Here is a 26409-nt window from a genome sequence, read left to right as displayed (position 1 = left end):
TCTGCCTGCCGCTACTTGCCGTGGGCCTGCAGCACCGGCTCGCTGACGCCCTTGACGCCGACCAGGGTCAGGCTGGTCAGCAGTACGTTCTGCGGGCCCTGGTAGGCATCCACCGGCTTGTACCACTCCGCCAGCGAGTGGGCACTGCCGCCCTCCCCGCCGCCGCTGATGGTCATGGCCGGCACGCCCAGGGACATAGCGGTATTGGAGTCGGTGCTGCCACCGCTCAGGGTGACCTTGGCGCCGTTGGTGACCGCGGCGATGGCGCGCTGCGCGGTCTGCACCATGGGCGAATCCTCCGCCGTGCCACCGGCCGGACGATCACCGATCAGCTTGATGTCCACCGAGATCTGATCGGTATCCCAGCGCTTGTTCTCCTCCTTCACCGCGTCCTGCACCAGGGCCAGGATCTCCTTCTCTTCGGCCAGCAGCGCGGCCTCCTCGTTGGATCTCATGTCCAGGGTCAGGCGCGCCTCGCCGGCGATGGCGTTGACCGAGGTGCCGCCCTGCACCGTGCCCACGGTAAAGGTGGTCTTGGGCTCCTTGGGCGGACGCACCTCGGCGATCTTGGCGATGGCACGACCCATGGCGTGGATGGCGCTGGGTCGACCGAATTCGGCGAAGCTGTGGCCACCCGGACCCTTGAAGGTCATCTCGTAGCGGTGGCTGCCGGTGCCGCGATTGACGATCCGCCGCACGTCGATGCCGTCCACCGAGATGAAGCCGTCGATGCCCTGGCGATCCTTGAACAGGGCCTTCACCCCGCGCAGGTTGCCCAGCTCCTCCTCGCCCACGGTGCCGACGAAGATCAGGTCGCCCACGGTCTCGATGCCGCTCTTGTTCAGGGCGTCGATCACCGACAGCAGCGCCGCCAGGCCGCGGGCGTCATCGCCGATGCCGGGGCCGTAGGTCTTGCCATCCTTTTCCTTGAGGGTCAGGTCGGTGCCCTCGGGGAACACCGTATCCAGGTGCGCCGACACCACCAGCTGCGGACCCTGGCCACTGCCCTTGCGGGTGGCGATCACATAGCCTTCCGGGGCGATGCTGGCGTCCTTGAGACCCAGCTCCTGGAAGCGCTTGAGGTAATAGTCGGCGCGCACCTTTTCCTTGAACGGCGGCGAGGGAATCTGGGCGATGTGCTTCTGTTCCGTGAAGGTGCGGCCATCGTCGGCGCGCAGCGCGTCCAGCGCCTTGGTGACCCGGGCATCGCCCTGTACCGAGGACAGGGCACCCTCGACGGTGGGTGCCGCAGCCAGGGGTAGCGACAGGGTGGCGGTCGCCGCCGTAATAATCATTGCGGAAAAGCGATTGGCCAAAGCCGAACGAGCAAAAGACATCTGACACTCCCATTGCCTGAATTGGTATTCCGAGCGGGAGCAATCGTCAGACGAATGCACCCTTGCCTGACCCTAGGGGTGCGCGAACGAAAGGTCAAAGCAGCCGGCGCTTAGGGATATGCGACGTCGCTCAGGGTGCTTCTCTGCACTCAAAGCGGCGATGGCGACGACGTTTCGGCGCGTCTGCCTCCCCAGGGCGCCTTGAGCTGGCGAGCTAGCTTGCCAGCGCTAAGCTGACTATCCACCAGCAAGCCTACGCCGGTCAGGAGCCACACCCATGAGACTTTCCCACCTGGATCACCTGGTCATCGTGGCCCCGACCCTCGCCGCAGGCGCTCTGCATGTCGAGCAGCGCCTGGGCGTGGCCATGCAGCCGGGCGGCAAGCATGCGCGCATGGGTACCCACAACCTCCTGCTGCGGCTGGGTGACGCCTATCTGGAAGTCATCGTCCCGGACCCGGAGGCTTCGGCGCCGGCCAGACCGCGCTGGTTCGGGCTGGATGAGCTGGCACCTGACGCTGCGCCCCGCCTGGCCCACTGGGTGGCCAGGACCCGGGGATTGGCCCAGGCCGATGCGCGCCTCACGCAGACCTTCGGCCGCATCGAGTCGATGAGCCGCGGCGCGCTGGCCTGGCAGATCTCGATCCACGCCGATGGGCAGCTGCCGCTGGGCGGTGTCATGCCCAGCCTGATCGACTGGGGCGACGCCCGGCATCCCGCGTCAGGGCTGATCGACCAGGGCTGCTGCTTGCAGCGCCTGGAGCTCAGGCATCCCGATGCCGCAGTGCTCGGGCAGCAGCTGGAGGCGATCGGTTTTTCCGGGCCCGTCGAGGTCATGCCTGGCGAGAGACCCGACCTGCTGGCCTACCTGGAGACGCCAACGGGTCTGAAGACCCTCTGATGGCCAACCCCTGGCGGCCGACCCGCACGCCCACTCAGGCCGGCACCACCAGTCCCTTGGCGCGGTAGGCGTCGATATCGATGCCATAGGCACCCGAGGGTTTTACCGCGCGGACGCTGATGAGGCGCCCCTGCTCATCGAGCGGATTGCGCGCCAGGTCGAGCACCTGCTCCGGTCGCGGCCGCTTGCTGGCATCCAGCACGATCAGCACCCGCGGCTTCAATTTGCTGCCGGCGTCGAAGCCGATGATGATGCCCACCTCGCCGCTGCTCAGCTCGACGATCTCGCCCGGCGGATAGACGCCGATCAGCTGGATGAAGGCCAGGACGACGACTTCGTCGAATTGCGTGCCTCGGGCTTCGAAGAGGACGCGCAAGGCTTCCAGACTGGAACGGCCCTCGCTGTAGGGGCGATCGCTGGTGATGGCGTCGTAGGCATCCACCACGGCGATGATCTTGGCCTTGAAGGGGATGCGCTGCGCCGGCAGCTGGCGGGGGTAGCCCTTGCCATCCATGCGTTCGTGGTGGGTATGGGCGACGTCGACGGCGGCGGGCGGTACCTCGCTGTTGGCCATCAGCAACTGATAGCCGTAGGTGGTATGGGCCTGCATGATGCGAAATTCTTCGTCGGTCAGGCGGCCCGGTTTGTTGAGGATCTCGTCGGGCACCTTGATCTTGCCGACGTCGTGCAGCATGCCGCACACCCCGAGTTCTTCCAGTTCCAGGGGCAGCATGCCCAGCGCCTTGCCCAGGGCGATGGCATAGAGCGAGACGCGCAGGCAGTGTTCCGCGGTGTAGTGATCTCGCTGCTTGATGCGCGCCAGCCAGAGGCTGGCCGCGGGGTGTTTGAGCACGCTCTCGACGCACTCCCCGACCGCCCGCCGTACTTCGCCGACGTCGAGTTCCTTACCGAACTTGACGGCGTCGAGCATCCGCATCGACACGGCACGGGCGTCGCGCCACACGGGCTCGGTGGCCTGGACCTCATTCCGGTAATCGATGGCATAGGTCTTGGCCTGATCGCCGGCCGCCAGGTCGGCGGCCAGTTTAGCCGATAGCGGCGTCACGGCAGGACTCTGCCGCCGGTCCACCCAGACGAACTCGCAGGTGTCCCTCAGGGTGCGGAGGTCCTGCACGCTCTGGATGGGGAAACCCTGGAACAGGAAGGGCGTGCCTTCCCAGGGCCGATCCAGTTCGCAGACGTACATGCCCAGCTGCAACTGGGACACGGGGACTCTGATGCTGTATTGGGGCAGCGCCATGGCTTCTCGGCAAGCACGTCGGTGGGCGGGGTCTAATAGGTATTACAATAACTATTGATACCAAAATGCCACCATTCAGGGAAGCATCCGGCCGGTCCGCGCCGATGAGCTGACGAAAAACAGTGGTCAGAGGTAACTGTTTGTAACTTCGGGGCGCGCAACGCCAGACTGCGCGCCTTCCCCTCACGCCAGCTTGAAGCGTCGCACCAGCGTCTGCAGTTCGCCGGCCAGTTCCGACAGCTGCTCGCTGGCGCCCACGGTTTCACGGTTGCCGTCGCTGGTCTGCACCGACAGGTCGCGGATGCTGATCAGGTTGCGGTCGACTTCGCGGGAGACGTGGGCCTGCTCTTCGGACGCGGTGGCGATCTGCAGGTTGCGCTCGTCGATCAGGCGCACGGCCTGGAGGATGTCGCTCAGCGCCGCCCCGGCTTCCTGGGCCACCGCATAGGTGGCCTGGGCCTGGGTGGAGCTGAGCTGCATGGAATCCACGGCTTCGGCCGAACCCTTCTGGATCGCCTGGATCATCTGCTCGATCTCGCGGGTGGACGTCTGGGTGCGGTGGGCCAGGGCGCGGACCTCGTCGGCAACCACGGCGAAGCCACGGCCCTGCTCGCCCGCCCGGGCGGCCTCGATGGCCGCGTTGAGCGCCAGCAGATTGGTCTGCTCGGCGATGGAGCCGATCACGCTGAGCACCTGGCTGATGTCCTGGGCCTGCCCGGCCAGGCCTTCGACCTGCACCGAGGTCGACTGCACCTGCTGGGTAAGGCGCTGCATGGCATCGAGGGCCTGGCCAACCTTGGCATTGCCGTTTTCCGCGGCGGCGCTGGAGTCCCGCGCGGCCTGGGAGGTGGACGAGGCGTTGCGCGCCACCTCTTCCACCGCCGCGCTCATCTCGGTGACCGCGGTAGCGGCCTGGTCGATCTCGGCGTTCTGACTCGCCAGGGCGCGACTGGCCTGGTCGGTGACGGCGTGCATGGTGCGGGCGGTTTCGCTCAGGCGGCTGGAAGAACTGGAGATGCCGTGCAGGGTGTCCTTGAGGTTGTCCTGCATCTGCGCCAGGGCGCGCATCAGCCCGGCGGCTTCGTCCTTGCCGGCAGGATCGATCTTGCCGGTCAGCTCGCCCTGGGCGATGGCATTGGCCACGGCCAGAGAAGCGCCGATCGGCTGGGCCAGGCTGCGGGTCAGGCGCCAGGCCAGCAGCAGGGTCACCAGCACCGCCAGCAGCATGATGCCGACGACAATGCTGACGCTGCGGTCATAGATGCCAGTGGCTGCTGCACCTGCCTGACGGGCGCCTTCGCTGTTGAATTCGCGCAACCGGGTCAGTTGCTCCTGATAGCCTTCGGCCCGCTGGCGCTGCTCGCCATTGGCCAGCTTGAGGGCCTCGGCGCGGTCGCTGGCGGCCAGGGTCACCACCCGATCCAGTCCGTCGAGATAGCCTTTCATCTGCAGCGCGGCTTGGTCGAAGTTGCTGCGTTCCTCGGGGGTGGAGATCAGGTGGTCGCGGTAATAGGCCGTCCGGGCGTTCATCAGGTCGCGATTCACCTGGATCTGCCGAGTGGCGAGGGCCATGGCCGCACTGTCCTCGCTGGCCAGCAGGCGGATGCTTTCCAGGCGGGTGTGCAGCAGCGCGACCTGGATGTCATCGGTGGTCTGGACACTCGCCAGCCATTCCGCCTCCATCGCTTGCTCGGTGGCGCGCAGGGCCTTGAGCTGGACCAGGGCGAAGGCCCCGAGCAGCATCACGAACAGGGTGACCGCACCGAAGCAGAGGATGGCGCGGGGGGCGATACGTAGCTGGCGAAGGTTCAAGACGGGCTCCTTGGATCGGCGAAAGGCGATCCTCAAAAGCCATATCGACTGACCATTGCCTTTCTTTAGCGCGCCAGCGATTGCCGCGACAAGGAAGCTGCGGAGACGGTCCAGTGGCTGTACGCCTGCAGGATGGGCCTAGCCACGTGCCGCCTCCAGCCGCTCCACCATCTTGACCAGTTCCGCCAGAGAGCCGGCCTGCAGCTTGCGCATGAGGGCCGCGCGGCGCACCTTCACGGTGATCTCGCTGACCCCCAGCTGGGCCGCGATCTGCTTGTTGAGCAGACCGGTCACCACCCGCGCCAGCACCGCCCGTTCGCCCTCGTTGAGGGTGTCGAGGCGGGTCTGCAGCTCCTGCAACTGCCGGCGCTGGGCATGGGCGTCCTGCGCCTTGCGCAGCGCCTGGTCGATGGCATCGAGCAGGTCCTGGTCCCGAAACGGCTTGGTGAGGAATTCCAGGGCGCCCTGCTTCATCGCCCGGACCGACATGGGGATGTCGCCATGGCCGGTGATGAAGATGATCGGCAGGGCCAGGCCGCGGCGCTGCAATTCCTGCTGCAGGTCCAGGCCGTTCATGCCGGGCATGCGCACGTCCAGCACCAGGCAGCCCGGTTCGTCCAGCCGGGCCCGGTCGAGAAAGTCGGCGGCCGAGACATAGCTTCTGGTACCGAGTCCGACGGACGCCAGCAGGTCTTCCACGGCGGCGCGCACCGAGGCGTCGTCGTCCACCAGGTGGACCAGGGTGGGTGGGGTCTGCTCGATCATGGTTGCGGGTCCTTGGGCAGGCTGCAGTAGACGCCGGTACCGCCCTCCGGCAGCGAGGTGGCCCAGATCCGGCCGCCATGGGCTTCGACGATGGAGCGACTGAGCGCCAGGCCCAGGCCCATGCCCTGCGCCTTGGTGGTGTAGAACGCCTCGAACATCTGCTCACGGGCCGCCGGCGTCAACCCGCGGCCGCTGTCCTCCACGCCGAGGCGAATGGCGCCGGCGGTGTCCTGCCCCACCTGGATGACCACCCGCCGCTGCTCGGGCGGCATCCCTTCGAGGGCGTCCAGGGCGTTGAGCAGCAGATTGAGGATGACCTGCTGCAGCTGGCTTTCATCGGCCAGCAGCGGCGGCAGGCCCTCCTGCAGGCGAACCTCCACGGCAACCTGGCGCTGGCTCAATTCGGCACGAACGAAATCCAGCACCTGCTCGACGGTATCGGCGACGTTGAGCCAATCCTTGGCTACCTGCGCCTGGCGCACCAGGCTGCGCACCCGGGCGATCACCGCGCTGGCGCGGTGGGCATCGTCGATGACCCGTTGCGCCGCCTGCACGGCGCGCTCCACCTGCGGCGGCTGATTGCCCAACCAGCGCTGGCAGGCGTTGCCACTGGCGGCGATGGCGGTCAGCGGCTGATTCACCTCATGGGCGATGGAGGCGGCCAGTTCACCCAGCTGGCTCAGGCGCCCGGCCTGGGCCAGGCGTGTCCGGGCCGCATCGGCAGCGCGCTTGGCGGCCTCCAGGCGCAGCGACAGGGCCGCGACCGCGACGATGGCCAGGAGGCTGATGATGCAATTGACCAGCCCGGCCTCCTGGTCCCCGCTGCGGGTGGCGACATAGCTGCAGAGCACCAGCAGCGTGCAACCCAGGGCAGTGACCGTGACCCCGCGCGCCGACAGGAAGCCGGCCGCCAGGAGCACCACCACCACCTGGAAGACGCCGATGGCGATCTCCCGGTCGGTAAAGGTGTCCAGCAGGGCGATGCCCAGCGCCAGGGCGCAGAGGCCCCCTAGGCGCAGCCAGTGGGTGGTGGTGGCGAAGGGTCGTCGATCCATGGCCAGTCTCTCGTTCGAAGGCGTGCCCAGAGCGGCTAACAACACGTAGCGAGCGGCTGTCAGGCGGGTGCGCGCGGCGCACAGGAATCGCACCGGGCTCGCGTGCGAGTGTATGGGGGCTACATGAGGATTCCGAGCACGGCACGCGCCCGTCTGGCGGACGCGCAGTGGTTTTATTAGTCGCTCTTAGCCCGGATTTTCCAGGCTGAACATATCGGCCGCCTGATCATAGGCGAAGAGCTCACCATAGCGCCCCCACTGGATGGCGCTGCCGAGGGTGCGGGCGGCGTCGGCTTCGTCCATGAAGTCCTCCAGTTCGTCGCGAAAGCGCCGCGCCGGCGCCGTGTGGCCCTGGCGATCGTCCAGCACCCGGCGGATATGGGCCACCAGCGGTACGAAGTTGAGCAGTTGGCGGGCGAACAGCTGCTTGCGCACGTCCACCCCCGCCTCGACGTAGGCGCGCCCGGCCGGCAGCAGGCGCAGATCGCCGCCTTCGAGAACCGCCAGGCGCAGCAGTTGCAGCACCTCGGCCAGGGGAAAGAGTTCGTCCAGCGCATAGCCCAGCCCCCCGGCCAGTTCCGGTAGGTCGGCGCGGCCGTCGTAGGGCGCGGCCTGGACCGCCTCCAGCAGACCGGCCAGGGCGTTGGTGGACACGGTCGGCAGCCGCATGCCCAGGCCGTTGCCGGGAACACCTCCTTCGTGGGGTGCCGGCGTGGTCTCGCCGGTCATGCGCACATAGATTTCCTCCACCAGTTCGCGGAAGGCCGGATCATGGCGATTGCGCGGCTGCGGCAGGTCGATGCGGATCTCGCTGGCGACGCGCCCGGGATTGCTGGAAAAGATCAGCACCCGATCGCAGAGCAGCACCGCCTCGGCGATGTTGTGGGTGACCATGAGGATCGAGCGGATCGGCATGCGTCCCTCGACCCAGAGATCGAGCAGGTCGGTGCGCAGGGTCTCGGCGGTGAGCACGTCCAGCGCCGAGAAGGGTTCGTCCATCAGCAGCACGTCCGGGTGCACCACCAGGGCACGGGCCAGGCCGACGCGCTGGCGCATGCCGCCGGAGAGCTCCTTGGGATAGGCGCTCTCGAAGCCGTCCAGGCCGATCAGGTCGATGGCGGCCAGGGCGCGGCGACGGCGCTCGTCCAGCGGCACGTGCAGGGCTTCCAGGCCGATCTCGACGTTCTGCAGCACGGTCAGCCAGGGAAACAGCGCGAAGCTCTGGAACACCATGCTGACCCGGGCGCGCTGGCCGTCGTCCTTGGGCGGGAAAGCGACGGTGCCGCCGCTGGGGGTGAGCAGGCCGGCGATGGACCTGAGCAGGGTCGACTTGCCCGAGCCGGAGCGACCCAGCAGGCCGACGATCTCGTTTTCGTGCAGGGTCAGGGACACTTCGTCCAGCACGACCCGGGCCGGGCCGCCGGCGTTGCCATAGAGCTGGCGGACGTTCTGGACGTCGATGAGCGGACGCGGGTTCAGGGTGGTCAGGTTCATGGCGGTTCTCCTCTCAATCGAGCCGCAGGCGCCGTTCGGCATAGGCATACAGGGGCCGCCAGAGCAGCCGGTTGAAGCCGAGGACAAAGATCGACATCACCACGATGCCCAGGGCGACCCGGGGGAAATCCCCGGCGGTGGTCATCTGCGCGATGTAGGCGCCCAGGCCGTGGGCCTGCAGGCGCTCGCTGCCCCAGCTCACCACCTCGGCGACGATGCTGGCGTTCCAGGAACCGCCCGCGGCGGTCAGGGCGCCAGTGACGTAGTAGGGAAAGATCGCCGGCAGGGCCAGCTGCCGCCACCACTGCCAGCGCCTGAGGCCGAACAGCCGGGCCGCCTCGCGCAGGTCGTTGGGCAGCACGCTGGCGCCGGCGATGACGTTGAACAGGATGTACCACTGGGTGCCCAGCACCATCAGCGGCGACAGCCAGATGTCCGGATTGAGGTGGAAGCTGACGATGCCCACTACCGCGACCGGGAACAGCACGTTGGCCGGGAAGGCGGCGAGGAACTGGGCCACCGCCTGCAAGCGCTGCGACCAGCCCGGGCGCAGGCCGATCCAGACGCCGATGGGCACCCAGATCAGGCTGGCGACGGCGATCAGCAACAGCACCCGGGCCATGGTCAGCAGACCCAGGCCAAGCACCGAGACCGCTTCCACCCAGTAGACGTCGGCGGCGATGAAGCTATACAGCGCATAGATGCCATAGGGCAGCACCAGCAGCAGCGCGCCGTACCAGAGCACGTCCAGCCCGCGTTGCAGCCAGGCGCGGCTGTGCGGCGCCAGGTGCCATTGCGGCCAGGCGCGGCGGATGCGCGGGGTGGCGAGCTGGGTGCAGAAGCTGCCGAAGCCACCCAGCATGCGCCCCAGGCGCGCGCGGCGGACCAGGTCGTAGACCCAGGAGCGCGGCACCTGCTGGCTGGCGGTCTGCTCGACGCGGAAGCGATCGGCCCAGGCCACCACCGGGCGGAAGAACAACTGGTCGTAGACCAGGATCACCAGCCCCATGGCCAGCACCGCCCAGCCGATGGCGGCGATGTCCTGCCGGGCGATGGCCAGCGCCAGCCAGGAGCCGATGCCCGGCAGGTTGATGGTGTTGTCACCCACGGTGATGGCTTCCGAGGCCACCACGAAGAACCAGCCGCCGGACATGGACATCATGGTGTTCCATACCAGGCCGGGAATGGCGAACGGCAGTTCGAGGCGAAAGAACCGCCGCCAGGGCGACAGCCCGAACTGGCGACTCACCTGCTGCAGGTCCTCGGGCACGGTACGCAGCGACTGGTAGAAGCCGAACGCCATGTTCCAGGCCTGGCTGGTGAAGATGGCGAAGATGGCCGCGCACTCGGCGCCCAGTTGCCGCCCCGGGAACAGGCCCAGGAAGAAGCTGACGGTAAAGGTCAGGAAGCCGAGGATGGGCACCGACTGCAGGATGTCGATGGCGGGCAGGATCACCAGCTCCGCCTTGCGACTCTTGGCCGCCAGGGTGGCGAAGACGAAGGTGAACAGCAGTGAGGCGCCCAGGGCGATGAACATGCGCAGGGTGGTGCGCAGGGCGTACTCGGGCAGCCGCGCCAGGTCCAGGGTCATGGGATCGGCATCGAGCACGGCCAGGGGCGCGCGCATCTCGGCGACGCCATGCCAGATCAGCGCCAGGGCGATCAGCCCGAGGACCAGGCAGAGGGCATCGGCCCACAGGGAGGTGGGACGTTGCCGCAGCGAGCGCGGCGCCACGGCGGGGGCGTAGAGGCCAGGAAGGGTCTTCATGGCGTACCTCTTTGAAGGGGGCCTGGGGAGAGCGGCCGCCCCTGCCGCGCAGGGTCCGGACACCGGGCTAATCTAGGCTCGCCACCCCGTCCAAGCCATTGAAACGAAGGACGTCTGGCTATACCAAGGTATATCCCGGCCAGGCCCGCCCTCGCCTGCTGCCACCCGCGCCCGGGCCGGCGCCGGAGCAGAAGCTTCATCTCGCTGTCATCGTCCCGACATCTGCCGCCGGCACTGTCTGCCCCCAATGAGATCGATCTCAAACGAGGCCGGCATGACCGATCTGAAACAGGTAGCGCAGCAGGCGGGGGTTTCCCGGGCCACGGCGGCGCGCGCCTTCGCCACGCCCGAGCAGGTGCGCGAGAGCACCCGGCAGCGGGTGCTGGACGCCGCGCGCAGTCTCAATTTCCGTCCCAATCTGCTGGGCCGCCAGCTGCGCCAGCAGAGCACCCGGCTGATCGGCGTGGTGGTGCCCAGCCTGCTCAACCCGGTGTTCGCCGAACAGTTGCACGCCATGGAGCGCACCGCGCGTGGCCAGGGCTATTCGCTGGTGATCGCCACCACCGACTACCAGCCCGAGCGCGAGGCGGCAGTGGTGGAGGAGCTCTTGCGCCAGCGCGTCGCCGGCCTGGTACTGACCGTGGCCGACGCCGACCGCAGCGAGGTGCTGGCCGAGCTGAGCCAGGAGCGGACGCCCTTCATCCTGGCCTATCACGAACCCCAGCGTCCCTATGCGGCGGTAGCGGTGGACAACTGCCAGGGCATGGCCATGGCCACCGAGCACCTGCTCGGCCTGGGGCATAGCCGCATCGCCCTAGTCTCGGGGCCGGCCCAGCAGTCGGATCGCAGCGAGCGCCGCTTCGCCGGCTATTGCCAGGCGATGGTCGCCGCCGGCCTGCCGACGCTGCCGCGCCTGGAGCTGGCCAGCCACACCGACGCCGACTGGGCGGAGCTGGCGCCGCTGCTGGAGCGTCACGCCCCGACCGCCCTGCTCTGCACCAACGACCTGCTGGCCATCAGCGTCATCGCCGAACTGCAGCGCCACGGGGTGCCCGTCCCCGAACAACTCTCGGTAGTGGGCTTCGATGGCATCGCCATGGGCGCCCGTCTCGAACCCAGCCTGTGCAGCGTCATGCAGCCCTTGCAGAGCCTGGGCGCCGTGCTCGTCACCGAATTGCTGGCGCTGATCGCCGGCAGTGCCACCCACCAGCAGTGTCTGCCCTGCCTGGTCCGTCCCGGCACCAGTGCCGGCCCCCTGAAGGAGCCCTACCGATGAAATCACCCTTCCCCTTGCGTCGTCTCCTGGCCGGCGTCGCCCTGGCCTGTGGCCTGGCCAGCGCCCAGGCCGCCGAAACCGCCATCTGCTACAACTGCCCGCTGGAATGGGCCGACTGGGGCGCCCAGCTCAAGGCCATCGCCGCCGACACCGGAATCGACGTCCCCCAGGACAACAAGAATTCCGGCCAGTCGCTGGCCCAGCTGGTGGCCGAGCGCGAAGCCCCGGTGGCCGACGTCGTCTACTACGGGGTGACCTTCGGCATCCAGGCGGAAAAGGCCGGCGTGCTGGCCCCTTACCAACCCAAGCACTGGGACCAGGTACCCGCTGGCCTCAAGGATCCCCAGGGTGAATGGACCGCCATCCATTCCGGCACCCTCGGCTTCATGGTCAATACCCAGGCCCTGGGCGGCAAGCCGGTGCCACAGCGCTGGGCCGACCTGCTCAAGCCCGAGTACCGCGGCCTGGTGGGCTACCTGGATCCGTCCAGCGCCTTCGTCGGCTACGTCACCGCGGTGGCGCTCAACCAGGCCCTGGGGGGCAACCTCGACGACTTCGGCCCGGCCATGGCCTTCTTCAAGAAGCTGGCCGCCAACGATCCCATCGTGCCCAAGCAGACCGCCTATGCCCGCCTGCTCTCCGGCGAGATCCCGATCCTGGTCGACTACGACTTCAACGCCTACCGCGCCCGCTACAAGGACAACGCCCCGGTGGCCTTCGTCATCCCCCAGGAAGGCAGCCTGACCGTGCCCTACACCATGAGCCTGGTGAAGGGCGCGCCCCACCGCGCCAATGGCGAGAAGGTGCTGGACTACGTGCTGTCGGACAAGGGCCAGGCGCTCTGGGCCCAGGCCTATCTGCGCCCGGTGCGGGACGTGCCACTGCCGGCCGAGGTGAAGGCGCGCTTCCTGCCCGCCGCCGACTATGCCCGCGCCGGCACCGTCGACTACGGTCACATGGCGGCGGTCCAGGAAGCCTTCGCCAAGCGTTACCAGGCCGAGGTGCGCTGAGATGCAGGGCCTCGCCGTCTCCCTTGGGCGCCGCCGGGTGCCGCGCCGGCTGCCCTGGCCGGTGCTCGTCGCCCTGGCACCGGCGAGCGCCTTCCTGCTGGCCTTCTGGCTGCTGCCGCTGGCGCAGCTGCTGGTACTCGGCGCGCGTCCGGATGCCGCGGGCGCCTCTGGCTACTGGCAGGTGCTGACCAGCGCCGGCTATCTGTCCGGACTCGCCCAGACGGTGGCCCTGGCCGCCGTCACCACCCTCGCCACCCTGCTGGTGGCCGGCATCGCCGGCTGCTTCCTGGCGCGCCACGCCTTCGTCGGACGCAGCCTGCTGGTGGCCCTGCTGACCTTTCCGCTGGCCTTTCCCGGCGTGGTGGTGGGCTTCCTGATCATCCTGCTGGGCGGTCGCCAGGGCCTGTTCGCCAGTCTCGGCCGCAGTCTCTTCGGTGAGCCCTGGGTGTTCGCCTATTCGCTGTTCGGGCTGTTTCTCGGCTATCTCTATTTCTCCATCCCGCGGGTCATCCTGACGGTGATGGCGGCCTGCGAGACCCTCGACACCAGCCTGGAAGAAGCGGCCCGCTCCCTGGGCGCCGGGCTCTTCGCCGTGGTGCGCGACGTGCTGATCCCCGGCCTGACCCCGGCGCTGCTGTCCAGCGGCGCGCTGTGCTTCGCCACCGCCATGGGCGCCTTCGGCACCGCCTTCACCCTCGGCACGCGGCTCTCGGTGACGCCCATCGCCATCTACGACACCTTCACCAACTTCGCCAACTTCGGCGTCGCCGCGGCGCTCTCGGTGGTGCTCGGCCTCGTCACCTGGCTGGTCCTGCTGCTGGCGCGTCGCCTCGGCGGCGTCCAGGGAGACCTGCGATGAATCGCCCCCTGCGCTTTTGGCTGCAACTGCTGTTCACCCTGCTGGTGGCCGCCTTCCTATTGGTGCCGGTGCTGCTCTCGGTGCTGGCCGGCCTCACCCGCAACTACTTCCAGGGCCTCGCCAGCGGCCTCACCCTCGACTGGGTGTTGCAGGTCTGGCAGGCCTATGCGCCCACCGTCTGGCTGTCGCTGCAACTGGCGCTGGGCACGGCGGTCCTCGCGGTGGTGCTCGGCGTCCCGGCGGCCTATGCCCTGGTGCGCCTGGACAACCGTTTCGCCCGCGCCTTCGAGGAATTGCTGGTGTTGCCGGTGGCCATGCCCGGCTTCGCCTCGGCCCTGGCGCTGCTGCTGACCTACGGGCACCTCGGCGGCTTTCGCCGCAGCCCGGCGATCATCCTGGTCGGCCACCTGCTGTTCACCCTGCCCTTCCTGATCCGCCCGGTGATGGCGGTGCTCAGGCGCAGCCAGCTGCCGCTGCTGGAAGAAGCCGCGGCCAGCCTGGGCGCCGGCCCCTGGCAGCGCTTCTTCGGCGTGGTGGTGCCCAATGCCCGCGCCGGCATCCTCGCCGGCAGCCTCATGGTGATCACCCTCTCGCTGGGGGAATTCAACCTCACCTGGATGCTGCACACGCCCCTGACCAAGACCCTGCCGGTGGGCCTAGCCGACAGCTACGCCTCGGCGCGGCTGGAGGTGGGCTCCGCCTACACCCTGATCTTCCTCTTGCTGATCGTGCCGCTGCTGGTCGCCCTCCAGGCCCTCAGCGCCCGTCTCTCCCGTGGAGCCCTGCGATGACCCAAGGTACCGCCGTCCGCCTGCGCCACTGCGCCAAGACCTTTGCCGGAGGCCGCCAGGTGCTGCAGCCCCTGGACCTCGACATCCACCCGGGCGAGACCCTGGTGTTCCTCGGCCCGTCCGGTTGTGGCAAGACCACCACCCTGCGGCTGATCGCCGGCCTGGAGCAGCCCGATGCCGGCGGCCAGGTGCTGTTCGACGACCGCGACGTCACCGGCCTGCCCATCGAGCGCCGCGACGTCGGCATGGTGTTCCAGAACTACGCCCTGTTTCCCAACCTGGACGTGGCCGGCAACATCGCCTACGGCCTGAAGATCCGTGGCCTGCCGCGCGCCGAGCGGGATGCCCGGGTCGCCGAGTTGCTGGCCATGATGCAACTTGAAGCCCTGGCCGGGCGGCGCATCCAGCAACTGTCCGGTGGCCAGCGCCAGCGCGTCGCCCTGGCCCGGGCGCTGGCACCGCGCCCCCGGGTGCTCTTGTTCGACGAACCCCTGGCGGCGCTGGACGCCCAGCTGCGCGAGCAGTTGCGGGCCGACATCGGCGCCCTGCTGCGCGAGCTGGGCACCACCGCGGTCTATGTCACCCACGACCAGCAGGAAGCCCTGGCCCTGGGCGATCGCATCGTGGTGATGGGCGAAGGCCGCATCGCCCAGATCGGCACGCCGACGCAGATCTACCAGCGCCCGGCCAGTCGTTTCGTGGCCGGTTTCGTCGGCCAGCTCAACCGCTTCGAGGTGCGCGGCCAGCGCGGTGCCGAGGTGGTGGTCGCCGGCGGGCGGCTGCCCTGGACCGGCACTGCCAGCACCCTGTTCTGCCGCCCGGAACACCTGGAGCCGAGCACCTCGCCCGCGCACCTCACCGGCATCCTGGTCGGGCAGTTCTTCCAGGGCGCCCATTCGCGGCTGCTGGTGGAGGTGGGCACCGGCCAGCCGCTGCTGGTGGATACCGCCCAGCCCCTGCAGGCGCAACCGGGCGACCTGCTGCACCTGCACGTGCGCCCCGACGCGCTCTTCACCCTCGCTTCCTAGGAGCCCCCATGCACACGCCCTTCCTGCTGGCCCAGCTCAGCGACCTGCACATCAAGGCCGGCGGCCGGCTGTCCTACGGGGTGGTCGATACCCTCGGCGCCCTGCACCTGGCGGTGGACCGTCTCAACGCCCTGCAGCCGCGCCCGGACGCCCTGGTCATTACTGGCGACCTGGTGGACTTCGGCACCCCAGAGGAATATGCCACCCTGCGCGAGGTCTTGGCCGAGCTGACCATGCCCTTCTTCGTCATCCCCGGCAATCACGACGACCGCGCCGCCCTGCGCGCCGCCTTCGCCGATCACCCCTATCTGCCGGCCCAGGGCACCCTGGACTGGCGGCAGGACTGCGGCCCGCTGCGGTTGATCGGGCTGGATACCCATATCCCCGGCGAGCACGGGGGGCGTCTCGACGCCAGGCAACTGGCCTGGCTCGACGACCAGCTCGGCCAGGCACCCGACCAGCCGACTCTGGTGCTCCTGCACCATCCGCCGTTCCCGGTCGGCATCGGCCATATGGATCGCATCGGCCTGGCCGGCGGCGTCGAGCTGGAAGCCGTGATCCGTCGCCACCCCCAGGTGGAACGACTGCTCTGCGGCCATCTGCACCGGCTGATCCAGCGCCGCTTCGGCGGCACCCTGGCCTGCGTCTGTCCCGGCGTGTCGCACCAGGTCGAGCTGGACCTGCGCGAGGCGGCGCCGTCGCGCTTTCGCCTGGAGCCGCCGGGCCTGCTCTTGCATCGCTGGGCGGACGAGGCCCTGGTGACCCACCATCTGCCGCTGGGCAACTACCCCGGGCCCTACCCCTTCTTCGCCGCCGATGGCCAGTTGCTGGACTGACGCCGCCCCGTTTCGGGTCCTGAGGTAGCAAGGCGGCCGCGGCTGCGACCCAGGGTGGTGCAAAAGGTAACGTAAGCGTCGGCCCGCTCCGGCCCCAGGCCCAGTGCTGGCGGGCGCCACAATCCCTGGCATGGGCTTTGCCTTGGCAGATTGGATACAAAAATCCAGGAAGCCAGCCTATGCCGCTCTCCGCCCTGTCCCGTTCCACCGCCCTGAGCGCCGAAGAAGAGGCCTATCGCCATCTGCTGCAGGCCATCTGCGCCGGGCACTATCGCAATGGCGAACGGCTGATCGCCGAGGACATCGCCACCACCCTGGGCATGAGTCGCATGCCGGTGCGCAGCGCCTTCCAGCGCCTCGCCGCCGAGGGCCTGGTAATCCTCCGGCCGCATCGCGGCGCGGTGGTCAGCGGCCTGGACCTGGAGGACATGCGCGAGGTGTTCGAGATGCGCAGCGCCCTCGAAGGCCTGGCCATCCGCCTGGCCACGCCCCATGTCGGCCCCCGCGAGATGACCCGCCTGGAGCGTCTGCTGGAAGACCTGGACGACGAGCAGGAACCCGGCGCCTGGGTCGCCCAGCACCGCGCCTTCCATGAATACCTGTGCAGCCTGGCCGGTCGGCCGCGGCTGCTGCGCCAGATCAATGGCCTCTATGCCCTGATCGAACCGCACATGCAGCTCTGGCTACACGTCGATCGCCCCCAGTCGGCCCGCGACGAGCACGCGCCCATCCTCGCCGCCCTGCGCGCCGGGGATGCCGTCGAAGCCGAGCGGGTGTTGCGCGAGCACATCGAGGGCACGGTGCCCGACCTGCTGACCTTTATCGAACGATCGGGCGACCAGACCCGAAGTGCGCCCCCGCGCTGAGCCATCCGCCCTGCCCACCCCCGTCCTTCCGGAGAAGACCATGACCCGCCACCGGCTTTCCTGCAGTCTGCTCGCCCTGACCCTCGTCGCCGGCTTCACCCAGGCCGCCCCCCAGATCCCCGAGCGCCTGGCCAAGGCGTCCAAGATCACCTATTGCGGCGCCCTCGATACCCCGCCGATCGGCTTCTTCGACGAAGCGCAGAAGCCCAAGGGCCTCACCGTCGACCTCGGCGCCGAAATCGCCAAGCGCCTCGGCGACAAGAAGGTCGACTGGCGCGTGGTGCCCTTCTCCGGCCTGATTCCGGCGCTGCTGGCCGGCCAGTGCGACCTGCTGATCGACCAGCTGTTCGACAAGCCCGAACGCCGCCAGGTGATCGACATCGTCAACTACATGTACTCCAGCCAGGCGGTGGTGGTGCCGGCGGGCAACAAGGCCGGCATCCACACCCTGGACGACCTCGCCGGCAAGAAGGTGGCGGTGCTCAATGGCTCCACCATCCGCACCCTGCTCGACGCCCACAACGAGGAGCTGAAGAAGGCCGGCAAGGCGCCCATGAAGCTGGTGGCCTACAACAGCGATACCGACGCCTTCCAGGCCCTGCGCCTGGGCCAGACCGACGCCTACGGCACCACGGTGGAAACCGCCGCCTACTACCAGGGCGTGGCGCCTGGCCAGTTCGAGACCGGCGTGCCGGCCTTCGCCCGCATTCTCACCGGGATCGGCGTGCGCAAGGACGACAGCCAGCTCAGCAGCGCCCTCACCCAGATCCTCGCCGACATGAAGGCCGATGGCAGCTACGCCACCCTCATGGCCAAGTGGCACCTGGAAGGCGACAAGCTCGATTAAGGGAAGGCCACGATGAACTTCAGCTGGGATGTGTTCTGGCAGTACCTGCTGCACCCGAGCGACGTCTACCTCTACGGCCTGGGGCTGACCTGCGTCATCGCCGTCGGCGCCATGCTGCTGGGCTGCGCGCTCGGCCTGCTGGCGGCGCTGGCACGGCTGTCGCGCTACCGGGCGCTGCAATACCCGGTGCGCTGCTATGTCTGGCTGATGCGCGGCACGCCGCTGCTGGTGCAGATCGTCTTCCTCTACACCGCCCTGGCGGCCGGCGGCATCTTCCGTTTCGAGGACCTGGACCTGGGCTTCCTGGTGATCCCGGGCAACATCCAGGCCGCCATCATCGCCCTGGGCCTCAACGAAGGCGCCTACATGGCCGAGATCATCCGCGCCGGCATCGGCGCGGTGGATCGTGGCCAGTACGAGGCGGCCCGCTCCCTGGGCATGACGCCGGCCAAGCTGATGCGGCGGATCGTGCTGCCCCAGGCGCTACGGGTGATCATTCCGCCGCTCGGCAACGAGTTCAACGTGATGCTCAAGAACACCACCCTGGTCAGCGTCATCGGGGTGCAGGAGCTGCTGCTCAGCACCCAGATGATCACCTCGGCGACCTTCCGCGTCTTCGAGCTGTACCTGGTGGTGGCCATCTACTTCCTGGTCCTGACCACCCTCTGGGGCTTCTTCCAAGCCTGGCTGGAGCGGCGCTTCGGCAAGGCCGACGGTCAGCGACCCACCGCCACCGGCCGGCTGTTCAGCCTGCAGGGCTTCAAGCTACGGGGACGCTAGCCATGACGACCACGCAAGAACCCGTGATCCAGGCCCTGGAGGTGCACAAGGCCTTCGGCGAGCTGGAGATCCTCAAGGGCGTGAGCCTGGAGGTGCGCCGCGGCGAGGTGGTGGTGCTGATCGGCGCCTCCGGCTCGGGCAAGACCACCTTCATTCGCTGCCTCAACCACCTGGAGGACATCCAGGGCGGCACCATCCGCGTCAACGGCGAGCTGATGGGCTTTCGCGAGCGTGCCGATGGATCGAGGGTCAGGGACTCCGAGCGCAACATCGCCCGCCGCCGCCGCGACATCGGCATGGTGTTCCAGAGGTTCAACCTCTTCCCGCACATGACGGTGCTGGAAAACATCGTCGAGGCGCCCATCCAGGTGCTCGGCGTGGCGCGCGCTGCCGCCGTGGAACAGGCGCGCGCCCTGCTCGCCCGGGTGCGGCTGTCCGACAAGGCCGAGCACTATCCGGCGCAACTCTCCGGCGGCCAGCAGCAGCGCGTGGCCATCGCCCGCGCGCTGGCGATGAAACCCCAGGCCATGCTGTTCGACGAACCCACCAGCGCCCTCGACCCGGAAACCGTGGGCGAGGTGCTGCAGGTGATGAAGGAGCTGGCCGAGGACGGCATGACCATGGTGGTGGTGACCCACGAGATGGGCTTCGCCCGCGAGGTGGCCGATCGCGTGGTGGTGTTGCACCAGGGCGAGCTGATCGAGGAAGGCCCGCCGGCCCAGGTGTTCGGCAACCCCACCCATCCACGCACCCGCGAATTCCTCAGCCGCGTGCTCTAGACCGGAGACCTCCATGGCCGTTCGTCCCCTGCTGGCCGCCCTCGCCCTCTGCCTGACGCCCCTGACCCAGGCGGCCGAGTCCGAGGTGCGTTTCTACAACTGGTCGGACTACATAGGTCCGGACACCCTCAAGCAGTTCACCGAGGCCAGCGGCGTCCAGGTGCGCTACGACGTCTTCGACACCAACGAGATGCTCGAAGCCAAGCTGCTGTCCGGCCATTCCGGCTATGACCTGGTGGTGCCGTCCAACCAGTTCCTCACCAAGCAGATCAAGGCGGGCGCCTACCAGCCGCTGGATCGCGGCCAGCTGTCCAACTGGCCGCATTTGGATCCACGGCTCATGCAGCGCCTGGAAGCGGCCGATCCCGGCAATCGCTACGCCGTGCCCTACCTCTGGGGCACCGTGGGCATCGGCTACAACGCCGCCAAGGTCCGCGCCGCCCTGGGCGATGGCGCCCCGGTGGATTCCTGGGACCTGCTGTTCAAGCCGGAGAACCTGGCCAAGCTCAAGGGCTGCGGCGTGGCCCTGCTCGATGCGCCGCAAAAGGTCTTTGCCCAGACCCTGCACTACCTGGGCCTGGACCCCAACAGCCAGAATCCCGAGGACTACCGCAAGGCCTCCGCGTTGCTGCAGCAGCTCAAGCCGTCGGTGACCTATTTCAGCTCCAGCAAGTACATCACCGATCTGGCCAACGGCGACGTCTGCGTGGCCATGGGCTATTCGGGCGACGTCCTGCAGGCCCAGAGCCGCGCCAGGGAAGCCGGCAAGACCAGCGACGTGCGCTACGTGATCCCCAGGGAAGGCGCCAATCTCTGGTTCGACATGCTCGCCATCCCCAAGGACGCCAGGAACCCCAAGGGTGCCCTGGCGCTGATCGACTACCTGCTGCGCCCCGAGGTGATCGCCCCGGTCAGCGACTACGTCGGCTACGCCAACCCAAACCGCGACGCCACCGCCCTGCTCGATGCCAAGGTGCGCGACTACCCGGGCATCTACCCGAGCGCGGCCATCGCCGAGCGCCTCTACGTCTCCGCCGATCTGCCGCCGCAGATCCAGCGGCTGATGACCCGCGAGTGGACCCGCATCAAGACCGGACAATGACCTCGAAGAGCCTGCCATGCTGAATTTCTCTGCCCACGACTACCCCTACGCCTCGCAACGCCAGAGCGTCTTCGCCCGCAATGGCATGGTCGCCACCTCCCAGCCGCTGGCCGCCGAAGCCGGCATCACCATGCTGCGCCAGGGTGGCAACGCCATCGACGCGGCCATCGCCACCGCCGCCGCCCTGACCGTGGTGGAGCCTACCGGCAATGCCATCGGCGGCGACGCCTTCGCCCTGGTCTGGGTCAAGGACCAGCTGCACGGCCTGGACGCCAGCGGCCATGCCCCGGCCAGCCTCGACATCGCCACGGTCAAGGCCGCCGGCCACGAGCGCATTCCGGTGCACGGCTGGCTGCCGGTCACGGTTCCGGGTTGCCCTGCGGCCTGGGCCGAGCTGTCGCGCCGCTTCGGCAAGCTGCCCTTCGCCAGCCTGTTCGAGCCTGCCATCGCCCTGGCCCGCGACGGCTTTCCGGTGTCGCCGGTGGTCGCCCACCAGTGGCGCATCGCCCAGGCCGAATACCAGGCCAGCCGGGACCAGGCGCCTGAGCTGGAAGCCTGGTTCGACACCTTCCTCATCGACGGCCAGGCACCGGTCGCCGGCCAGCTGTTTCGCAACCCGGCCCAGGCCCGCACCCTAGAGGAACTGGCGCAGACCCGCTGCGAAAGCTTCTACCGGGGCGCCCTTGCCCAGCGCCTGGCCGCCCACGCCGCCGCCAGTGGCGGCCACCTGACCGCGGCGGACCTGGCCGGCTACCAGCCGCGCTGGGTGGAACCGATCAAGGTCGACTACCGTGGCTACCAGGTGTGGGAGATCCCGCCGAGTGGCCAGGGCCTGATCGCCCTGATGACCCTGAACATCCTCAAGGGCTATGACTTCGACCAGCGCGACAGCCAGCTCACCTGGCACCGCCAGCTGGAGGCCATGAAGAAGGCCTATGCCGACGGCCTGCACTACATCACCGATCCCGAGCACATGAGGGTCGCCGCCAGCGTGCTGCTGGACGATGCCTATGCCGACCGCCGCCGCGCCGAGATCACCGACCAGGCCCAGCCGCCGCTGCATGGCGATCCCCAGGCCAGCGGCACCGTCTACATCGCCACCGCCGATGGCGAGGGCAACATGGTGTCCTTCATCCAGAGCGCCTACCACGGCTTCGGCTCCGGCGTGGTACTGCCCGACAGCGGCATCGGTCTGCAGAATCGTGGCTCGGAATTCAGCCTGGATGCCGGCCACGCCAACGCCCTGGCGCCGGGCAAGCAGACCTTCCACACCATCATCCCGGGCTTCCTGAGCAAGGGTGACGTGCCCATCGGCCCCTTTGGCGTCATGGGTGGCTACATGCAGCCCCAGGGTCATGTGCAGATGGTGATGAACCTGGTGGACTTCGGCCTCAATCCCCAGGCGGCGCTGGACGCCCCGCGCTGGCAGTGGCTGGGGGAGATGAAGGTCGGCATCGAACAGGCGGCTTCCCGCGCCCTGGCCAGCGGCCTGGCGCGGCGCGGTCACCAGATCGAGATCGCCCACGACTCCACCGACTTCGGTCGCGGCCAGATCATCGTCCGCGATCCGGAAACCGGCGTACTCTGCGGCGGCACCGAGCCACGCGCGGATTCCCATATCGCGGTCTGCTGACCGCCGGGATAGCCCGCCCAGGTCCGGGCGGGCTTGCCGTCAGAGCGCGATCCCAGCCGCCTTGGCACGGGCGGCGTGCAGCTTGCGATAGCTGTCGATCAGCCGCAGGTGCTTGTCGAGGCCTTCCAGCCTTAGGCTGGTGGGCGTCAGGCCAGGAAAGCGCACCTCGCCCGAGACCGAACCCAGGGCGGCGTCCAGGCGCTCATTGCCGAACATCCGGCGGAAGTTGACCGCGAAATCGGCCAGTTCCAGTTCGTCGTCCATCTCGACTTCCAGCACCGCATTGAGCGCCTGGTAGAACAGGCCACGCTCCAGGGTGTTGTCGTTGAATTGCAGGAAGTTCTCCACCTCTTCCTTGGCCTCTTCGAATTGCCGCAGCGCCAGGTGGATGAGCAGCTTTAGCTCCAGCACGGTCAGCTGGCCCCAGACGGTGTTCTCGTCGAATTCGATGCCGATCAGGGTGGCGATACGGGTGTAGTCGTCCACCTGGGTGTCGTCGAGGCGTTCGAGCAGGGATTCCAGGGCCGCATCGTCCAGCTGGTGCAGCCTGAGGATGTCCTCGCGCACCGCCAGCGCCTTGTTGGTGTTGTCCCAGATCAGGTCCTCGACCGGATAGATCTCCGAATAGCCCGGCACCAGGATACGGCAGGCCGGCGCGCCCAGTTCCTCGTACACCGCCATGTAGGCTTCCAGATCTCGCTCGGCAAGGATGCCGAACAGGGTGGCGGCCTCCTGGGCGGTGGCATCTTCGCCCTCGTGGGAGAAATCCCAGTCGACGAAGTCGTGGTCGGCCCTGGCGCTGAAGAAGCGCCAGGAGACCAGGCCGCTGGAATCGATGAAATGCTCGACGAAGTTGTTCGGCTCCATCAGCGCCTGGCTCTCGAAGGTCGGCTGCGGCAGGTCGTTGAGACCCTCGAAGCTGCGGCCCTGCAGCAGCTCGGTAAGGCTGCGCTCCAGGGCGATCTCCAGGCGCGGATGAGCGCCGAAGGAGGCGAACACCCCGCCGGTGCGCGGATTCATCAGGGTCACGCACATCACCGGGAATTCGCCGCCCAGGGAGGCGTCCTTGACCAGCACCGGAAAGCCCTGGGCCTCCAGGCCGCGGATGCCGTCGACGATGGCCGGATAGCGGGCCAGCACCGCTTCGGGTACGTCGGGCAACGCCAGTTCGCCTTCGAGGATCTGGCGCTTCACCGCCCGCTCGAAGATTTCCGACAGGCACTGCACCTGGGCTTCGGCCAGGGTGTTGCCAGCGCTCATGCCGTTGCTGAGGTAGAGGTTCTCGATCAGGTTCGAGGGAAAGTACACCACCTCGCCGTCGGACTGGCGCACGAAGGGCAGCGCGCAGATGCCCCGCGCCACGTTGCCGGAATTGGTGTCGTGCAGGTGCGAGGCGCGCAGTTCGCCTTCCGGATCATAGATCTTGCGGCAATGGCGATCGAGGATCTCCCGCGGCAGCGCATCCTTGGGGCCCGGCTGGAACCAGCGCTCGTCGGGGTGATGGACGAAGGCCGCGTTGCCGATGGTCTCGCCCCAATACTGGTCGTTGTAGAAGAAGTTGCAGTTGAGGCGTTCGATGAATTCGCCCAGCGCCGAGGCCAGGGCCGCTTCCTTGGTCGCGCCCTTGCCGTTGGTGAAGCACAGCGCCGACTGCACGTCGCGCAGGTGCAGCGACCAGACGTTGGGCACGATGTTGCGCCAGGAGGCGATCTCCACCTTCATGCCCAGGTCAGCGAGGATGCCCGAGAGCCTGGCGATGGTCTCTTCCAGCGGCCGGTCCTTGCCGGGAATGTAGGTCTGGCGGGTGGTATCGCTGGGCAGCAGCAGGGCCTGGGCATCGGCGTCCAGGCTCTCCACCGCCTCGATGATGAAGTCGGGACCGGCCTGCACCGCCTTCTTCACCGTGCAGCGGTCGATGGATCGGAGGATGCCCTGGCGATCCTTGTCGGAGAGATCCGCGGGCAGCTCGACCTGGATCTTGAAGGTCTGCTTGTAGCGATTCTCCGGGTCGACGATGTTGCTCTGCGCCAGGCGGATGTTGTCGGTGGGGATGCCGCGAGTCTGGCAATAGAGCTTGACGAAATAGGCCGCGCAGAGCGCCGAGGACGCCAGGAAATAGTCGAAGGGTCCCGGGGCCGAGCCGTCGCCCTTGTAGCGGATGGGCTGATCGGCGATCACCGAGAAGTCGTCGAACTTGGCCTCGAGCCTCAGGTTGTCGAGAAAATTGACCTTGATTTCCATGCACAGCATTCCGGTTTGGAGACAGATTGGCCGCCATTATCCGGACAAAGGGCCGAGGGTGATACGCAGGCTGTCGTCTCGTGGTCGGCGGACCTGGTCTCTGCCCCCGCTAGTCCAGCGCAAAGGCCCCGTCCGGATAGCGCGCGCAGAGGAAATCGACGAAGGCCCTGACCTTGGGGCTCTGCAATCGCCGCGAGGTGTGCAGCACCCAGAGTTCGGTCTCACCGGCCAGGGTGCCCCAGCACCTGAGCGCGCCCTCGTCCAGCGGGCGTTGGACCAGTGACAGCGGCAACAGCGCCGCGCCCGCTTCAGCGAGCACGGCCTCGCGGATCGTCAGCAGCGAGGTCAGCTGCAACACCGGCTGGGGCAGGAAGCGCGTCCCGTCTTCCGCCAGCGTCCAGACCTCGCCGTCGCGATGGCCGGACATGACCACCGCCGGCAGGGGTACAGGTTCGGCAGCGGACGCACGTGGGCGCTCAAGGCCGGGGGCCGCCACCAGCACCCTGCGATCGCGGGCGAAGCAGCGCCCCACCAGACGGCTGTCGGCCGCCGGATTGATGCGGATGGCCAGGTCGAAATGTTCCTCCACCAGATCGGCCAGGCGATCCTCGGCCACTGCCTCGATCAGGATCTCCGGGTACTGGCGGCGAAAATCCGCGCTCAGGCGTCCCAGCGCCACCTGGGAAAACAGCAGCGGCGCCGCGATGCGCAACCGCCCGCGCGGCACCGCCACCCCCTCCTGCACCGCCGCCAGCGCCTCCTGCACTTCGCGCAGTGGCCCCAGGGTCCGGGCCGCCAGGTCGGCACCGGCCGGCGTCAGGACGAGGCTGCGGCCACCGCGCTCGATCAGCCTGACGCCCAGGGCGACTTCCAGTTCGGCCAGTCGCCGCGACAGGCTGGCCTTGGGTCGACCACTGGCGCGACTGGCCTTGCCGATGCCGCCGTGGGTAGCGATGAGCTGGAAGTCGACGAGCAGGCTGAAGTCCATTTAGCTGTCTCATATCTGGAACGGTGGGTCTCTATCTTAGCGACTATTGGTGATCCGCGAGACGACTTAAGGTGGCTCTACCCCTCACCCACCTGGAGTTACCGACATGACCATCCTCGTCACTGGCGCCACCGGCCGCGTAGGCCGCCACCTCGTTCAGCAGCTCGTGCAGCGCGATGCCAAGGTGCGGGTGCTGACCCGCAATCCGGCCAGCGCCGATTTTCCCGCCTCCGTCGAAGTCATGCCGGGCGACCTGCTCGATCTCGCCGCCCTGCGCCGCGCCTTCGCCGGCGTTTCCACCCTCTTCCTGCTGAACGCCGTGACCGGCGACGAATTCACCCAGGCGCTCATCACCCTCAACATCGCCCGGGAGAGCGGTGTCGAGCGGGTCGTCTACCTCTCGGTCTTCGGCGCCGACAGCGCGGTCAACGTGCCGCACTTCGCGGTGAAATTCGGCGGTGAACGCATGCTTGCGGCCATGGGCTTCGGCGCCACCGTCCTGCGGCCCACCTACTTCATCGACAACGAAGCCAGGCTCAGGGACGTCATCCTGCAGCACGGGATCTACCCCATGCCCCTCGGCAGCAAGGGCCTGGCCATGGTCGACACCCGGGACATCGCCGAGGTCGCCGCCCTCGAACTCATCCGCCGCGACCAGGCGCCGGGCAGACTGCCCAGCGAGACCCTCAACCTGGTCGGCCCGGACATCCTCACCGGCGCAGGCGCCGCGGCGATCTGGAGCGAGCTGCTGGGGCGCCCCATCCACTACGCCGGCGACGATCCGCGCGGCTTCGAGCAGAACATGGCGACCTTCATGCCGGCCTGGATGGCCTACGAGATGAGGCTCATGGCCGAGCGCTATGTCAGCGACGGCATGCTGCCCGAGCCCGGCGACCGCGAACGGCTGGTCCGGCTGCTGGGGCGCCCGCTGCATGGTTATAGCGACTTCGCCAAGGCGCTGATCGGCTGAACGCCTCCGC

At 68.1% G+C, this 26409-nt stretch carries 23 protein-coding genes, 1 other RNA gene and 1 pseudogene; 14 read left to right on the top strand and 11 right to left on the bottom strand.

What is annotated here, in order from left to right:
• Nucleotides 1–11: 11 nt before the first annotated feature.
• The gene (locus PVZ77_RS08155) at nt 12–1337 is read right to left on the bottom strand and encodes a M20/M25/M40 family metallo-hydrolase (RefSeq protein ID WP_273806278.1); all 1326 of its coding nucleotides are present in this window, start codon (nt 1335–1337) and stop codon (nt 12–14) included.
• A gap of 277 nt (nt 1338–1614) precedes the next feature.
• Between PVZ77_RS08155 and PVZ77_RS08150 the strand changes: the two genes are divergently transcribed.
• A complete protein-coding gene (locus tag PVZ77_RS08150; RefSeq protein WP_273806277.1) occupies nt 1615–2238 on the top strand; it encodes a VOC family protein in 624 nt (207 codons plus the stop codon).
• Nucleotides 2239–2272: 34 nt separating this feature from the next.
• Here PVZ77_RS08150 and PVZ77_RS08145 read toward each other — a convergent pair whose 3' ends face one another.
• The 8 genes and pseudogenes from PVZ77_RS08145 to PVZ77_RS08115 form a co-directional block, all read right to left on the bottom strand.
• Nucleotides 2273–3499 carry an HD-GYP domain-containing protein gene (locus tag PVZ77_RS08145; RefSeq protein WP_273806276.1) on the bottom strand — a complete coding sequence of 409 codons (1227 nt, stop codon included), beginning with the start codon at nt 3497–3499 and terminating at the stop codon, nt 2273–2275.
• Between the two features lie 183 nt (nt 3500–3682).
• Nucleotides 3683–4474 (bottom strand): methyl-accepting chemotaxis protein, encoded by a 792-nt coding sequence (locus PVZ77_RS26035; RefSeq protein ID WP_443218047.1) that lies wholly within the window; start codon nt 4472–4474, stop codon nt 3683–3685.
• 66 nt (nt 4475–4540) lie between these two features.
• Nucleotides 4541–5311: pseudogene (locus tag PVZ77_RS26030) on the bottom strand (MCP four helix bundle domain-containing protein); the annotation flags it as partial.
• A 138-nt stretch (nt 5312–5449) separates the two neighbouring features.
• Nucleotides 5450–6076, bottom strand: coding sequence for a response regulator transcription factor (locus PVZ77_RS08135; RefSeq protein ID WP_273806274.1), 627 nt, complete (start codon nt 6074–6076; stop codon nt 5450–5452).
• The gene (locus PVZ77_RS08130; protein ID WP_273806273.1) at nt 6073–7131 is read right to left on the bottom strand and encodes a sensor histidine kinase; all 1059 of its coding nucleotides are present in this window, start codon (nt 7129–7131) and stop codon (nt 6073–6075) included. Before PVZ77_RS08130 ends, PVZ77_RS08135 begins: the two co-directional genes overlap by 4 nt.
• Before the next feature lie 33 nt (nt 7132–7164).
• Nucleotides 7165–7235: non-coding RNA, sX9 sRNA (locus PVZ77_RS08125), on the bottom strand.
• 82 nt (nt 7236–7317) lie between these two features.
• A complete protein-coding gene (locus tag PVZ77_RS08120) occupies nt 7318–8625 on the bottom strand; it encodes an ABC transporter ATP-binding protein (protein ID WP_273806272.1) in 1308 nt (435 codons plus the stop codon).
• A gap of 13 nt (nt 8626–8638) precedes the next feature.
• Nucleotides 8639–10393, bottom strand: a complete 1755-nt coding sequence (locus tag PVZ77_RS08115; RefSeq protein ID WP_273806271.1) for an ABC transporter permease — start codon at nt 10391–10393, stop codon at nt 8639–8641.
• Between the two features lie 274 nt (nt 10394–10667).
• Here PVZ77_RS08115 and PVZ77_RS08110 point away from each other — a divergent pair, with 274 nt between their 5' ends.
• From PVZ77_RS08110 to PVZ77_RS08055, 12 genes are all read left to right on the top strand, one after another.
• Nucleotides 10668–11669 (top strand): substrate-binding domain-containing protein, encoded by a 1002-nt coding sequence (locus PVZ77_RS08110; RefSeq protein WP_273806270.1) that lies wholly within the window; start codon nt 10668–10670, stop codon nt 11667–11669.
• Nucleotides 11666–12679, top strand: a complete 1014-nt coding sequence (locus PVZ77_RS08105; RefSeq protein ID WP_273806269.1) for an ABC transporter substrate-binding protein — start codon at nt 11666–11668, stop codon at nt 12677–12679. The genes PVZ77_RS08110 and PVZ77_RS08105 overlap by 4 nt, the downstream gene beginning before the upstream one ends.
• A gap of 1 nt (nt 12680) precedes the next feature.
• Complete coding sequence (locus PVZ77_RS08100; protein WP_273806268.1) at nt 12681–13538, top strand: ABC transporter permease; 858 nt, start codon at nt 12681–12683, stop codon at nt 13536–13538.
• Nucleotides 13535–14329: an ABC transporter permease gene (locus tag PVZ77_RS08095; RefSeq protein WP_273806267.1), complete on the top strand. Its 795-nt coding sequence runs from the start codon at nt 13535–13537 to the stop codon at nt 14327–14329. Before PVZ77_RS08100 ends, PVZ77_RS08095 begins: the two co-directional genes overlap by 4 nt.
• On the top strand, nt 14326–15357 hold the full coding sequence (locus PVZ77_RS08090) for an ABC transporter ATP-binding protein (protein WP_273806266.1): 1032 nt from the start codon (nt 14326–14328) through the stop codon (nt 15355–15357). Before PVZ77_RS08095 ends, PVZ77_RS08090 begins: the two co-directional genes overlap by 4 nt.
• 8 nt (nt 15358–15365) lie before the next feature.
• Nucleotides 15366–16193: a phosphodiesterase gene (locus PVZ77_RS08085; RefSeq protein WP_273806265.1), complete on the top strand. Its 828-nt coding sequence runs from the start codon at nt 15366–15368 to the stop codon at nt 16191–16193.
• Between the two features lie 179 nt (nt 16194–16372).
• A complete protein-coding gene (locus tag PVZ77_RS08080) occupies nt 16373–17059 on the top strand; it encodes a GntR family transcriptional regulator (RefSeq protein WP_273806264.1) in 687 nt (228 codons plus the stop codon).
• Nucleotides 17060–17099: 40 nt separating this feature from the next.
• A complete protein-coding gene (locus PVZ77_RS08075; protein ID WP_017641252.1) occupies nt 17100–17906 on the top strand; it encodes an ABC transporter substrate-binding protein in 807 nt (268 codons plus the stop codon).
• A gap of 12 nt (nt 17907–17918) precedes the next feature.
• Nucleotides 17919–18686, top strand: coding sequence for an amino acid ABC transporter permease (locus PVZ77_RS08070; RefSeq protein WP_059232198.1), 768 nt, complete (start codon nt 17919–17921; stop codon nt 18684–18686).
• A 2-nt stretch (nt 18687–18688) separates the two neighbouring features.
• Nucleotides 18689–19465 (top strand): amino acid ABC transporter ATP-binding protein, encoded by a 777-nt coding sequence (locus tag PVZ77_RS08065; RefSeq protein WP_273806263.1) that lies wholly within the window; start codon nt 18689–18691, stop codon nt 19463–19465.
• A gap of 13 nt (nt 19466–19478) precedes the next feature.
• Nucleotides 19479–20567 (top strand): polyamine ABC transporter substrate-binding protein, encoded by a 1089-nt coding sequence (locus tag PVZ77_RS08060; protein ID WP_273806262.1) that lies wholly within the window; start codon nt 19479–19481, stop codon nt 20565–20567.
• 16 nt (nt 20568–20583) lie between these two features.
• Nucleotides 20584–22200, top strand: a complete 1617-nt coding sequence (locus PVZ77_RS08055) for a gamma-glutamyltransferase family protein (protein ID WP_273806261.1) — start codon at nt 20584–20586, stop codon at nt 22198–22200.
• 39 nt (nt 22201–22239) lie between these two features.
• Here the strand turns inward: PVZ77_RS08055 and PVZ77_RS08050 are convergent, their stop codons facing one another.
• A complete protein-coding gene (locus PVZ77_RS08050; protein WP_273806260.1) occupies nt 22240–24441 on the bottom strand; it encodes an OsmC domain/YcaO domain-containing protein in 2202 nt (733 codons plus the stop codon).
• A 109-nt stretch (nt 24442–24550) separates the two neighbouring features.
• Nucleotides 24551–25429, bottom strand: a complete 879-nt coding sequence (locus PVZ77_RS08045; RefSeq protein ID WP_273806259.1) for a LysR family transcriptional regulator — start codon at nt 25427–25429, stop codon at nt 24551–24553.
• Nucleotides 25430–25535: 106 nt separating this feature from the next.
• Here PVZ77_RS08045 and PVZ77_RS08040 point away from each other — a divergent pair, with 106 nt between their 5' ends.
• Nucleotides 25536–26399, top strand: a complete 864-nt coding sequence (locus PVZ77_RS08040) for an SDR family oxidoreductase (RefSeq protein ID WP_273806258.1) — start codon at nt 25536–25538, stop codon at nt 26397–26399.
• Nucleotides 26400–26409 lie beyond the last annotated feature (10 nt).

The organism is Pseudomonas sp. SHLD1 (assembly GCF_028640935.1).
GTDB classification, from domain to species: Bacteria; Pseudomonadota; Gammaproteobacteria; order Pseudomonadales; family Pseudomonadaceae; genus Chryseomonas; species Chryseomonas aestiva.
Note: the sequence above shows the minus strand (reverse complement) of the source record. Positions and strands in the feature narration are given on the sequence as shown.